A 12,950-nucleotide genomic window follows, 5' to 3' on the forward strand; every position below is an offset into this window, starting at 1 on the left:
TTAGGGCAGCGCAGTGTACTCAGCCGATTATCTGAAAAAGAGTGAAAAACTATGAGCCTTTCGTTTGTCAGTGAGCAGTTACTCACCGCCAACAAATTGAATCTTGACGATCTCGCCGCTGTGCTGGGGTCGCTTAATGAGCGTCGACTGGACTATGCCGACCTCTATTTCCAGTCCAGCTACCATGAGTCCTGGGTATTGGAAGATCGCATTATTAAAGACGGTTCTTACAATATCGATCAGGGTGTGGGTATCCGTGCGATTGACGGTGAAAAAACCGGGTTTGCTTATGCCGATCAGATCACGCTGAACGCATTGCACCAGAGTGCGCAGGCAGCACGCAGCATTGTGCGGGAACAGGGTACAGGGACGGCGCACACGTTGGGAGCGGTATCGCATCCTGCGTTGTATCCAACGTTGAACCCGCTGGATAGCCTGACGCGTGAGGATAAAATTGCTTTGTTGCAGCGTGCCGACACGGTCGCGCGTGCCGCGGATGCGCGGGTGCAGGAAGTGTCTGCCAGCCTGACTGGCGTGTATGAGCTGGTGCTGGTGGCGGCAACGGACGGCACACTGGCGGCGGATGTACGGCCGTTAGTCCGTTTGTCGATCAGCGTGCTGGTCGAAGCCGAGGGCAAACGTGAACGCGGCTCCAGCGGTGGCGGCCTGCGTGGCGGCTATGACTATTTCTGGGAAGTGACTGACGGTGAAGCGCGCGTTGACGCCTGGGCAAAAGAAGCGGTGCGTATGGCGCTGGTTAACCTGTCGGCGGTGGCGGCACCTGCGGGGCCAATGCCTGTGGTGCTGGGGGCTGGCTGGCCGGGCGTACTGCTGCATGAAGCAGTAGGACACGGTCTGGAAGGTGATTTTAACCGTCACGGTACGTCGGTGTTTAGTGGACAGATGGGGCAACTCGTTGCGTCTGAACTGTGTACGGTGGTGGATGACGGCACGCTGACCGGGCGTCGCGGTTCGCTCTCCATGGACGATGAAGGCGTTCCAGGGCAATACAATATCTTGATCGAAAACGGTATTCTGAAAGGCTATATGCAGGACAAGATGAACGCGCGTCTGATGGGCGTTGCGCCAACGGGCAATGGTCGCCGTGAATCTTATGCGCATTTACCGATGCCACGTATGACGAACACCTACATGCTGGCCGGGAAATCCACGCCAGAAGAGATTATCTCCAGCGTTGAATATGGCCTGTATGCGCCAAACTTTGGCGGTGGTCAGGTTGATATCACCCCTGGCAAGTTCGTTTTCTCGACATCTGAAGCATACCTGATCGAAAAAGGTCAAATCACCACACCAGTCAAAGGTGCAACGCTAATTGGTTCCGGTATTGAAGCGATGCAGCAGATCTCCATGGTCGGTAACGATCTGGCGCTGGATAAAGGTGTTGGTGTGTGCGGTAAAGAAGGGCAAAGCCTGCCTGTCGGCGTTGGTCAGCCTACACTGAAGCTGGAAAGCCTGACCGTCGGCGGCACCGCGTAAGTTGTGTTGATGTTTAAGAATCCTTTAGAACCGCGCCTTATGAGCGTAATACCGTTCACTTAAGCGTGGATTTAGGGGGAAACACGGTGATGAGGTTCCCGCAGGGATACCTCGCACCGTGGTAGCCCCCGGTACCTCGATTCATAAGCGATCGGCATTAGGCTTATGAGCGCGGTTTTTTTCTGGATTGTCGATGTCGCGGAGCACGATATCAGGATACCGCAGCAATGATCGATTTAAGCTGTTTGATGTGAATTTCGTCTCGCTGTACCAAAACATCTTCCTTAATCTTGAGAACAATGCCCTTCAGCAGGTCTGTTGTGCTGGAGATATTGGTCGTGGCTTTTAGTACGTCAATATTCGTCGCGACATGTCTGCCTTTAAGCGAAAGACGTTTCTCGGATTTTCCTTTTGCCAAATCACTTTGCAGAAAACGCGGAATGTCTTTTGCTGCTGTGTGGTCAGCCGCCAGCGTGTGCAGATAATATTTCATCAGTGTGGGAATAAAATCCGGTTCCCCACCCAATTCGCAACTTGCCAGATTCAGGATGTCTATCATGTGCGCGGGAACCCTGCTTTCCAACGCTTTACGCTGCACATCCAGTGCTTTCTTAATCATGGGCGTAGACTGATGGGGGATGATGGTAACATTCCCGCAGCGTTCGCAAACGCCAACCAAAACTTGTCTTACCACGCCGCTATTATCGCTGAATGGGACGTCTTTAAGTTGAAACGTCGCCGTTTCAAGTGACTGGCATGTGTTACAGAGAGCGGATTGGGTATCGCCAACTTTGAAAATTTTCATGTCATCGCCTCAGTGGTGGACGCTAATAAAGACACAATCCGGCTCGGTAAAATACCATTTGATATACCACGGTATTCCCCGCTGGTGGCAGCGGATGATATGAACATCAATATGCGCTGCAAAATGATGGGGTGAAGAGGAGTAAGATGACCCCGAAGATTGATAAATAATATCAATGAGTTCTGTTATTGATGTTTGTCCGGTTGCCAGCAAATTCTTCGTGCTGATATTCCTTCTGGCTTCATGCAGCACATTACCTGACTGCAAACAGGCAATAAGCTGCTTTTTGGCATCCTTGAATCCCATCCTTCACCTATAATTGTACGAATTTATTCGTACGTTTTCCATGTAATTTTACTTTCCTGAACGAAGGGAAGAGATATAACGCAAGGATGGTGGGATCGGGATGTGCTTTTTATGAAAGAGGGAAACGCCTCGCATTTTCCTCTTTGCAAAACCTACTTTTTTTCCTCGCTATGATCCTGCCGATAGCCCTGATACGTCAGCGCGACGTTTTTGAAGTATTCCGTCATGTAGTTAATACAGACCTGTACTTTCAGCGGCAGGTTGTCTTTGCGGGTGTAGAGTGCGTAGACCGGACGCGGATCGGAGTGGTAGCGGTTGAACAGGATCTCAATTTCGCCGCGATTGATTTCGTCCACGATCCACATGAGCGGAACGTACGCGATGCCCGCACCGGCTTTGAGCCAGCGCACCAGCGTTTGCGGGTCGTTAGTGACAAAGCGTCCTTGTGGTGTGACGCGAGTCGAAATGCCTTCCGGGGCGATCAGCTCAAACTCGCTATCGGGTCGCACGCTGTATTCCAGCCAGGAAAAATTCACCATATCGGCTGGTTTATCCGGCGTGCCGTGTTGCGCCAGATAGCTTTTCGCGGCACAGACCACCATTGGCATCGAGCCTAAGCGTTTCGAGAATAGGCTGGAATCCTGTAGCGCACCGACGCGGATAACGATATCCAGCCCGTCGGCAATCAGATCGGGAGCCGGAATCCCGGTGACCAGATTGACGGACAAACCAGGGTATTCCTTCAGCATGGCGGCAGTCATGGTGGACAACACATTCTGCGCCATCGTAGAAGAACTGCCGATGCGCAGCGTGCCGATAGGCGTGTTGTTGAAAGCATAAAGTTGCTCATGTACCTCATGAGCTTCATGCAACATGCGGCGACAGCCGTGGTAGTAAATTTTCCCCGCTTCCGTCAAACCAATGCTGCGCGTACTGCGATTAAGCAGCTTAATCTGTAGTTCATCTTCAAGCTTGGTGACGGTCTGGCTGACGGCGGATACGCTCATCTGCAACTGGCGGGCGGCGGCGGTAAAAGAACCAAATTCCACCACGCGGGCAAACACCGACATACTCTTTAGTCTTTCCATTATTCACTCTGGCTTAAAAGTGATTTAGATCACACTATGTAGATAAGGTGATAATAAGCATCCATAATATAGCCTATCCGATGGTTCTGGGCAGAACAGGGCCATTCAATGATTGTGTTTATTTACCCAATTAGAGTAATACGCTGATTTCCCATCGTTAGTCAGCCCCTGCTGACATCGCTATTCATTATTAACGCTATCCCATCCGTTGGCCGTCAGCCTGCGGGATGAAGCGCTTTTGTCTATGCTGAACGTCAGCATCAGACGACATAATTTACCATCCGGTAGCGCACCTGCTCGTTACCGCTCTCTAATAGAAAAAAGGAAAAGAGGATGAGTTCACTCCCGGTTATGGTGCTGTTTGGGCTGTCATTTCCCCCGGTGTTTTTTGTCTTGCTGGTATCGCTGACCCTGTTCTTTGTCGTGAACCGCCTGCTGCAACCGACGGGTATCTATGACTTTGTCTGGCATCCTGCGCTGTTTAACAGTGCGCTGTTCTGCTGTCTGTTTTATTTACTGTTCCGTTACGGTCTGTGAGGTGTCTGTGAAAACGTTCTTTTTATCCTTGTTTAGACAGCAGGCCGTGCTGATCAAAAAACTGAGCCGCGTGGTCATCACGTTGGTGATTGTGCTGTGTGCGATTGTGGCAATCTTTCGTGTCTGGGCGTTCTATACCGAATCGCCCTGGACGCGTGATGCCAAATTTACGGCGGATGTGGTGGCGATCGCGCCGGACGTCAGCGGGCTGCTGACCGATGTGCGCGTTACGGACAATCAGCTGGTAAACAAAGGTGATGTGCTGTTTGTCATCGACCAACCTCGTTACCACCAGGCGGTGGCACAGGCGGAAGCGGATGTTGCTTATTACCAGGCGCTGGTGACGGAAAAACGCCGGGAATCCGGGCGTCGGGCGCGGCTGGGCATCAGCGCAATGTCACAGGAAAATATCGATCAGTCCAGTAATGCATTGGAAACCGCAACGCACCAGCTTGCTAAAGCGCAGGCGGTATTGTCACTGGTGAAACTGGAACTGGAGCGCACCGTGGTACGCGCCCCTGCTGACGGTTGGGTCACCAACCTGCATGTGCAAAGCGGTGAGTTTATCGAACGTGGTAATACGGCGGTGGCGCTGGTGAAAAAGGATTCGTTTTACCTGCTGGCTTACATGGAAGAGACTAAACTTGAAGGTGTTCGCCGTGGCTACCGTGCGGAAATCACCCCGCTGGGTAGCGAAAAAATATTTTACGGCACGGTGGATAGCGTGGCGGCTGGGGTAAACAACAGCAGCAACAGTGCGAACACGAAAGGCCTGGCTAACGTGGATTCCAATCTGGAGTGGGTGCGTTTGGCGCAGCGTGTACCGGTAAAAATCCGTCTCGATCGACAAATGGGCGATCTCTATCCGGCTGGCACCACGGCGACCGTGGTGATCACCGGCGAGCAGGTTAACAACGACAAAAAACCGTCGCCGCTCATTCGCCTTCTCTATCGCCTGCGTGAGTTTGGCTAAGTGAGGCGATGATGAAAACCCCGACGTTTGCGCGTTATCGCTTTGCCTTCAAGTTGAGCTTTGCGATTGTGCTATCCCTGTTTCTGGGCTTCCACCTCCAGTTGGAAACGCCGCGCTGGTCGGTGCTGACGGCCGCGATTGTTGCCGCTGGCCCGGCGTTCGCTGCGGGTGGAGAACCATTTTCTGGCGCAATCCGCCATCGTGGTATTCTGCGCATTATTGGTACGTTTATCGGCTGTATCGGTGCACTTATTATCATTATCGCCACCGTTCGCGCGCCCGTCGTGATGTTGATGCTGTGCTGTATTTGGGCAGGACTCTGCACCTGGGTTTCTTCGCTGGTTAAAGTCGAAAACGCCTATATTTTCGGGCTGGCGGGTTATACCGCGCTGATTATTATTGTATCGACACAGGGAACGCCGTTGCTGACGCCGCAGTTTGCCGTGGAACGCTGTAGCGAGATTGTGCTGGGCATCGTCTGCGCCATTCTGGCGGATTTACTGTTCTCGCCGCGCTCGATCAAGCAGGATGTTGACCGCAGCATTGGTGAACTGCTGGTGGATCAGTATCGGCTATTGCAGCTAAGTATGAGCGGGGCGGAGAAAGAAGCGATAGACGCGGCATGGCATGCGCTGGTACGTAAAACGACCGCGCTAAATGGTATGCATAGCAGCCTGATGCTGGAGTCTTCACGCTGGCAGAACAGCAATCGCCGCTTAACATCGCTGCATACGCAATCGCTGACGATGATTACACAGGCGTGTGAAACCTATCTGATGTTGCAGGATGTCCCGACCCCTGTAAAAAGCAGCCTGAGATTGGTATTGGAACAGCCTGTTGAGTCGCCCCGCGATGTGCATTGCCGTGTGAAAGCATTACGCCACGTGATTGCGGCTGATAGCCGCGATGTGCCGCCTACGTTGGTCAGTTGGGTTGGCGCGGCGACACGTTATCTGCTGCTGGCGAAGGGGGTGCAGACCAACGGACGTATTACGACGATAGAAGCTGACGTGCTGAACAGCGAGGTGGAAATTAAAGCGCCTTCGGCTGAAACCCATCATGCCATGATCAACGGTTTACGCACCGGGGTGGCGACGGCGCTGGGCTGCCTGTTCTGGCTAAGCACTGGCTGGACTTCTGGCAGCGTATGTATGGTGATGATTGCGGTGGTAACGTCGCTTGCCATGCGGTTGCCAAACCCACAGATGATGGCGAAGGACTTTCTTTTTGGGACGATCTACGCACTGCCACTGGGTGCACTGATGTTCATGTTTATCATGCCATCAACGCAGCAAAGTATGCTGCTGCTGTGTCTGAGCCTGGGGGCGATGGCTTTCTTCCTCGGGCTTGAGGTACAAAAGCGCCGACTGGGCTCGCTGGGCGCATTGGCCAGCACGATCAATATCCTGGTGCTGGATAATCCGATGACGTTCCACATTAGTCAGTTTCTGGACAGCGCGATCGGCCAGATTATCGGCTGTTTTCTGGCGCTGATGGTGATCCTGCTGATCCGGGATAACACCAAAGCACATACGGGGAGAACGCTGTTAAACCGCTTTGTGTATGGCGCCGTCTCGGCATTAACGACCAACACAGCACGGCGTAAGGAAAACCACTTGCCAGCGCTGTATCAGCAGTTGTTCCTGCTGCTGAGTCGCTTCCCTGAAGACATTGCCAAGTATCGCCTTGCGCTGTGGCTGATCATCATGCACCAACGTTTAAGAACGCTAAATATTCCGCAGAACGCGGCGCTGTCTGCCTTTCATCGTCAGATTCGTGCGACGGCAGAACAGGTGATTTTGGCCCGACGCGATAGCACGCGCAGCCGCTATTTCACGCAACTGCTGGATGGGCTTGAACGTTATCAACAAATGCTGACAGAACAGCAACTTCCCGCGAGCATGACTGCGCCAGTGGGGCGATTGACTGGGATACTGCGTGATTACCAGCATGCGCTGAGCAACTAATCTCAGTGGGTAACGCTACGCGATCAAACTAACGATTAATCCGAGAGTCGCGCAGATCGTGTCCATCACTTCTATACTGAATTATCTATAGCTTCCCTCATAACGTCATGAGAAATGACTATTTTCAGGAGGTAACACGATGTCAGGATACCATTTGCAGGATCATGAGCTGTTTAAAACGGGCTACTTCGCTGCGGGGAAATGGCAGCAGGGCGGAGCCACTTTTGAGGTGGTGAATCCGGCGACGGGTGAATTGATTGCCAGCGTAGCGAAAGCGGGAAAGAAAGAGACTCAGGCGGCCATTGATGCTGCCTATGCCGCATTCCCCGCCTGGAAGCGTAAAACCGCGAAGGAACGTTCTGAGATTCTGTATCGCTGGTACGAACTGATTCTGGAGAATAAACGCTATCTGGCAGAGTTGATGACCGCTGAGCAGGGCAAGCCAGTACAGGAAGCGGAAGGCGAAGTCGTCTATGCGGCGAATTTCATTCAGTGGTTTGCTGAGCAGGGAAAACGTGTCAACGGCGAGATCATTCCACCTGCCAAGTCTGGCTCGAAGATTTATGCCACGCGTGAACCCGTTGGGGTCGTTGTTGCGATTACGCCGTGGAATTTTCCGCTGGCGATGCTGACGCGTAAGCTGGGGCCTGCGCTGGCGGCGGGGTGTACCGGTGTGATCAAACCCGCTAATAACACGCCGTTGTCTGCGTTTGCGCTGTTAGCGCTGGCACAGCAGGCGGGTGTGCCGGATGGCGTACTCAACGGCGTCGCGGGCGATACGCAGGCGATTAGCGATACCGTCATGGCGAGCGATAAAGTACGCAAAATCTCCTTTACTGGCTCTACGGCGGTAGGGAAAACGCTGGTGCGCAACGCGGCAGACACCATGAAGAAAGTGTCGATGGAGCTGGGCGGCAACGCGCCTTATATCGTGTTTGATGACGCGGATATTCAGGCTGCGGTGAAAGGTGCGATCGCTAATCGCTTCCGCAATGCGGGTCAGGTCTGCGTCAGCGCCAACCGGTTTTATATTCAGGACGGCGTCTACGATGAGTTTGTTTCTCTGCTCGCGGAAGAAGTGAAAAAACTGAAGGTCGGTAACGGTATGGATGACGGCGTCGTGCTCGGTCCGCTGATTGACGATGCCGCCGTCGAGAAGGTGGAAAAGCACGTTAATGACGCGGTGGAAAAAGGGGGTAAGACGCTTGTTGGTGGTAAACGACACAAGCTGGGTCACAGCTTCTTTGAACCGACGGTGATTGTTGATGCCAATGAAGCGATGCTGCTGGCGCAGGAGGAAACCTTTGGTCCGGTCGCCCCGTGTTTCCGTTTCAAAACGGAAGAAGAGGTGATTGAACGCGCCAACAATACGCCGTTTGGTCTGGCTGCCTACTTCTACAGCCAGAATTTGCAGCGTGTATTCCGCGTGGCAGAAGCGCTGGAGAGCGGCATGATTGGCATTAACGAATGCGCGGTTTCAACCGAATTGGCACCATTTGGTGGTGTGAAAGAATCGGGATTGGGCCGCGAAGGCTCGGTATTGGGGCTGGATGAATTTTTGGAAGTGAAAACCTGGCATCTGGGCGGGTTGTAATCAAGGTGAGAATGAACCCAATCGGGAGCGAGTGATGTACGGGATGAGTGAGGCATACTCCTCATCCCGTTGTCGCCATTAGTCCGTGGTTTCAGCTAGCTCACGCAGATACTGGAAGATCTGGCGGGCGGATTTCGGCGGTTTATTCGTCGCTTTCTCTTTCTGCGCATTACGCACCAGAGAACGCAACTGTTGGCGGTCAGCATGGGGATACAATGCCAGAATATCGGGAACCACATCGTCGCCCTCGGCAATCAGACGGTCGCGCAGTTGTTCCAGCTTGTGGAACAACGCCACTTGCTGATTATGACGGTTGTTAAGCTTATCCAGTGCGGTTTGGATCGGCTCTGGATCGCGGGCGCGCAGCATTTTACCAATCAGCTGTAGCTGACGGCGGCGGCCTTCTTTCTTGATCCGCTGTGCCAGTTCTACTGCCGCACGCAGATCGTCGTCCAACGGGATCTTCTCCAAGGCGTTTTTGCCCAGATCGACCAATTCTGCGCCGAGATCCTTCAGCGCTTCGGCATCGCGCTTTATTTCGCTTTTGCTGACCCAGATAATTTCATCATCTTCGTCGTCTTCTTGGTTCTCTGGGACGTCGTTCAGCCAGTCTTCGTACTTTTGCTTCATGGTTGGCTCCTAAAAAGTGTCCAGGAGCAATTCGTAACGCTACGCGTAGCGGCTCCGGGATGGTGAACAGCGCGCCCACCAGAAAAAAAGAGGCTGATACTAACAGGTTTGGGCTTTGGGCGAAATTGTCCGTAGATCCTGTTAGACTAGAAAGCATTATGCTACACCATTTTATGCTCGTCATACTTCACGTTACCTGTGTGTTGGCTGCGTGAAGTCTGTAGAGTATACGCCCCTTTTATGCTCGTTGCGGGGATGATGATGGTGAGCTTTCTTCCACTCATTATGGCAGAACAATGACGATAACTACTCAGGTTGCAGAGCAGCGTAAAGCGCTGGAACTCGCGGTTGCTCAGGCGCTGGAACTGGCGCGTGCCGGTTCTGATGCGGCAGAAGTCGCGGTGTCAAAAACGACGGGCATTAGCGTCAGTACCCGTTATGGTGAGGTTGAAAATGTTGAATTCAACAGCGATGGCGCGTTGGGCATTACGGTTTATCACCAACAGCGTAAAGGCAGCGCATCGTCTACCGATCTCAGCCCGGATGCGATAGCCCGTACCGTACAGGCCGCGCTGGATATTGCGCGTTATACCTCTGTCGATCCTTTTGCTGGCCCGGCGGATCGGGATCTTCTGGCGTTCGACGCGCCGGATCTGGATCTGTTTCATCCGACCGAGCTGGATGCGGATCGTGGCATTGAATTAGCCGCTCGCGCAGAGCAGGCGGCGTTACAGGCTGACAAGCGCATTACTAACACCGAAGGCGGCAGTTTTAACAGCCACTACGGCGTGAAGGTGTTCGGCAATAGCCACGGCCTGCTGAAAAGTTACTGCTCTAGCCGTCATTCCATGTCCAGCTGTGTGATTGCCGAAGTGAATGGCGATATGGAGCGGGATTATGCCTATACCGTCGGCCGTGCGCTGGATGATTTGAGTAGCCCGGAATGGGTAGGCGAAGAGTGTGCGCGCCGCACGTTATCTCGCTTGTCACCGCGTAAACTGCCCACCATGCAGGCACCGGTAATGTTCTCTGCGGAAGTGGCGACCGGCCTGTTTGGTCATTTGGTTGGTGCGATCAGCGGCGGCAGCGTTTATCGTAAATCCACTTTCCTGCTGGATAAACTGGGTCAGCAGATTCTGCCGGAATGGCTGACGATTGAAGAACAACCGCATCTGCTGAGAGGGCTGGCCTCTACGCCGTTCGATAGTGAAGGCGTGCGGACGCAGGCGCGTGAAATTGTGAAGGCTGGCGTATTGCAGACCTGGCTCATGACAAGCTACTCCGCGCGTAAGCTGGGTATGCAGAGCACCGGTCACGCGGGGGGAATTCATAACTGGCGGATTGCCGGACAGGGTCTGGATTTCAACGGTATGTTGAAACAGATGGGCAAAGGCCTGCTGGTGACTGAATTGATGGGGCAGGGTGTAAGCGGTGTGACGGGGGACTATTCCCGTGGAGCATCCGGCTTCTGGGTCGAAAACGGCGAAATTCAATATCCGGTCAGTGAGATTACGATCGCAGGTAACCTGAAAGACATGCTGCGTAACATTGTGACGGTGGGGAATGATATCGAAACCCGAAGCAATATCCAGTGTGGTTCTGTTCTGCTGCCTGATATGAAGATCGCAGGGGAATAAGTCTGCTCTTTGAGTAACCGTCGCCGTCGGCAGTGTCCGACGGCTGTTACTCTCTCTGGCTTAGCGGTGGTATTCGCCAGCGGCTTCAGGTTGATAGAGTAGTTCTAGTACTTCAATTCGCGTTTCTTCACCGTTTGGCAATTGCCAGGTGATAGCATTTCCCACATGCATTCCCAATAGTGCCGCGCCCAGCGGAGCCATCACCGACAGCGGTTCTTGACTGTCCTTCACCGCGGCCGGATAAACCAGCGTTCGGATATGCTCTTCGTTGGTATTCAGATCGCGGAAACGCACCCGACTATTCATGGTGACGACATGTGAGGGTATCGATGCCGAAGGCAGAATGTCCGCCCGATCCAGCTCCTCATTTAACGCCTGCGCGATATCGCTGTCCGCAAAGGCGGGCTGCTCCAATAACATATCCAGACGTTCTGCATCCAATTCACTGATTGTCAGGTTAGGTTTCGTCATACTCCTCTCCAGTTGGTATTTTCAGATGATATAAAAATAACCCCCGCGCCCAAAGGAGCAGGGGATATAAGAAAATATGATAGTAGGGATAGTAGGAGGTTCGGAGAGGAAAGTGAAGCGATGCTTGCTATAGAGGCTTTCAGATAGCCTGCTAAGGAAATCGCTAGTCTTCGTCGAACCCGGCTTCAAACAGCCCGATGACGGCGGCAAGCGCCTGTTCTTCATCCGGGCCAGTGGCTTCCACCTCAATGAGACGCCCTTTAGCCGAGTCCAGCATCAGCATGGCAATCACGCTGCTGGCTTCGGCTTCAGTGCCGCTGTCATTACGCAGTATCACTTCTGCATCAAAGCTCTGCACCAGCTCGAATAACTTCATGGCTGGGCGAGCGTGCATGCCCAGCTTGTTTTTGATTTCAACCGTTTGCCGGACTGTCATAGGTTACCTGATTGTACTGGTTTGCCGACGATTACGCGGGTTTACGTTTTTCCAGCGTACGGTGACGTGACTGTACGTTTTTACCGCGTGAGCGGAAGTAGTCTGCCAGTTGTTCAGCGACGTAAACAGAACGGTGTTTACCGCCGGTACAGCCAATGGCGACAGTCAGGTAGCTGCGGTTGTTGGTTTCCAGCATCGGCAGCCACAGTTCCAGATAGCTGCGGGTCTGATAGATGAAGTTGTGAACTTCGGTATGCCTGTCGAGGAAGGACGCAACGGGCTTATCCAAACCGGTCATTGGACGCAGTTTCGGATCCCAGTGCGGGTTCGGCAGGAAACGCACGTCAAACACGTAATCCGCATCGATAGGGATACCGTGCTTGAAGCCGAACGATTCGAACACCATCGTGAGCTCACGTTCTCGCTTGCCGAGCAGTCGGGTACGCAGCATTTCGGCCAGTTCATGCACCGACATCTCTGAGGTGTCGATAATCAGATCGGCGCGTGAACGCAGCGGTTCCAGCAGGTCGCTTTCTTCATCAATGGCACTTTCCAGTGACAGATTCTTGCTGGACAGCGGGTGAAGGCGGCGGGTATCGCTATAGCGACGAATCAGCGTATTACGATCGGCATCCAGAAACAGCAGTTGAGGCGAGAAGCTGGGTGGCAGTTGCTCCATGGCATGCTCGAAGATCTCTGGTGATTCCGGCATATTGCGCACGTCAATGCTGACTGCTGCGGAAATGTTACGTGCCGCAAGCGTATTAGCCAGTTCTGGCAGTAGAACAACGGGCAGGTTATCTACACAGTAGAACCCCATATCTTCCAATGCACGCAGGGCGACAGATTTTCCTGAACCTGAACGACCGCTGACAATCATCAGCACCATCTGACGACTCCCCTCTGGCAACGTGATGGCGAATTTTCATTGCCACTGTTTTTATAAAGTGATGTATAGCTAAAAAAATGACGGCTTAGCGCATGGATTGCAAGTATTCTCTGAATCCAC

The 12,950-nt window shown here is 53.1% G+C and carries 13 protein-coding genes; 6 read left to right on the forward strand and 7 right to left on the reverse strand.

Going from position 1 to position 12,950, the window contains the following annotated elements:
* Positions 1 to 51 precede the first annotated feature (51 nt).
* Positions 52 to 1,497, forward strand: coding sequence for a metalloprotease TldD (tldD, locus tag KKH3_RS00155; protein WP_039354563.1), 1,446 nt, complete (start codon positions 52 to 54; stop codon positions 1,495 to 1,497).
* Positions 1,498 to 1,708: 211 nt separating this feature from the next.
* Here the strand turns inward: tldD and KKH3_RS00160 are convergent, their stop codons facing one another.
* The 3 genes from KKH3_RS00160 to aaeR all read right to left on the reverse strand — a co-directional run bounded on the left by KKH3_RS00160 (position 1,709) and on the right by aaeR (position 3,696).
* The gene (locus KKH3_RS00160; RefSeq protein ID WP_039354566.1) at positions 1,709 to 2,302 is read right to left on the reverse strand and encodes a hypothetical protein; all 594 of its coding nucleotides are present in this window, start codon (positions 2,300 to 2,302) and stop codon (positions 1,709 to 1,711) included.
* Positions 2,303 to 2,311: 9 nt separating this feature from the next.
* Entirely contained in the window at positions 2,312 to 2,608 is a 297-nt protein-coding gene (locus KKH3_RS21390; protein ID WP_072034484.1) for a hypothetical protein, read from the reverse strand.
* Positions 2,609 to 2,760: 152 nt separating this feature from the next.
* Entirely contained in the window at positions 2,761 to 3,696 is a 936-nt protein-coding gene (aaeR, locus tag KKH3_RS00165; RefSeq protein ID WP_039354570.1) for an HTH-type transcriptional activator AaeR, read from the reverse strand.
* 333 nt (positions 3,697 to 4,029) lie between these two features.
* Between aaeR and aaeX the strand changes: the two genes are divergently transcribed.
* From aaeX to KKH3_RS00185, 4 genes are all read left to right on the forward strand, one after another.
* On the forward strand, positions 4,030 to 4,233 hold the full coding sequence (gene aaeX, locus KKH3_RS00170; protein ID WP_005975424.1) for a p-hydroxybenzoic acid efflux pump operon protein AaeX: 204 nt from the start codon (positions 4,030 to 4,032) through the stop codon (positions 4,231 to 4,233).
* 7 nt (positions 4,234 to 4,240) lie between these two features.
* Positions 4,241 to 5,206 (forward strand): p-hydroxybenzoic acid efflux pump subunit AaeA, encoded by a 966-nt coding sequence (gene aaeA / locus KKH3_RS00175; RefSeq protein WP_039361957.1) that lies wholly within the window; start codon positions 4,241 to 4,243, stop codon positions 5,204 to 5,206.
* 11 nt (positions 5,207 to 5,217) lie between these two features.
* Positions 5,218 to 7,173 (forward strand): p-hydroxybenzoic acid efflux pump subunit AaeB, encoded by a 1,956-nt coding sequence (gene aaeB, locus KKH3_RS00180; protein ID WP_039354573.1) that lies wholly within the window; start codon positions 5,218 to 5,220, stop codon positions 7,171 to 7,173.
* Between the two features lie 139 nt (positions 7,174 to 7,312).
* A complete protein-coding gene (locus KKH3_RS00185; protein WP_039354576.1) occupies positions 7,313 to 8,767 on the forward strand; it encodes an NAD-dependent succinate-semialdehyde dehydrogenase in 1,455 nt (484 codons plus the stop codon).
* A gap of 78 nt (positions 8,768 to 8,845) precedes the next feature.
* On the opposite strand, the gene yjgA is transcribed toward KKH3_RS00185, so the two are convergent.
* Positions 8,846 to 9,397 carry a ribosome biogenesis factor YjgA gene (yjgA, locus tag KKH3_RS00190; RefSeq protein WP_039354580.1) on the reverse strand — a complete coding sequence of 184 codons (552 nt, stop codon included), beginning with the start codon at positions 9,395 to 9,397 and terminating at the stop codon, positions 8,846 to 8,848.
* Between the two features lie 296 nt (positions 9,398 to 9,693).
* On the opposite strand from yjgA, the gene pmbA reads away from it, so the two are divergent.
* Complete coding sequence (pmbA, locus tag KKH3_RS00195) at positions 9,694 to 11,034, forward strand: metalloprotease PmbA (protein WP_039354584.1); 1,341 nt, start codon at positions 9,694 to 9,696, stop codon at positions 11,032 to 11,034.
* A gap of 60 nt (positions 11,035 to 11,094) precedes the next feature.
* Here the strand turns inward: pmbA and rnk are convergent, their stop codons facing one another.
* The 3 genes from rnk to rapZ form a co-directional block, all read right to left on the reverse strand.
* On the reverse strand, positions 11,095 to 11,505 hold the full coding sequence (gene rnk, locus KKH3_RS00200; protein ID WP_039354586.1) for a nucleoside diphosphate kinase regulator: 411 nt from the start codon (positions 11,503 to 11,505) through the stop codon (positions 11,095 to 11,097).
* 163 nt (positions 11,506 to 11,668) lie between these two features.
* Complete coding sequence (gene npr / locus KKH3_RS00205; protein ID WP_010296626.1) at positions 11,669 to 11,941, reverse strand: PTS phosphocarrier protein NPr; 273 nt, start codon at positions 11,939 to 11,941, stop codon at positions 11,669 to 11,671.
* Between the two features lie 31 nt (positions 11,942 to 11,972).
* Positions 11,973 to 12,830, reverse strand: coding sequence for an RNase adapter RapZ (gene rapZ / locus KKH3_RS00210; RefSeq protein WP_039354588.1), 858 nt, complete (start codon positions 12,828 to 12,830; stop codon positions 11,973 to 11,975).
* Between the last annotated feature and the right edge of the window lie 120 nt (positions 12,831 to 12,950).

Origin of the sequence: Pectobacterium actinidiae, assembly GCF_000803315.1 — a bacterium.
Lineage (GTDB): Bacteria > Pseudomonadota > Gammaproteobacteria > Enterobacterales > Enterobacteriaceae > Pectobacterium > Pectobacterium actinidiae.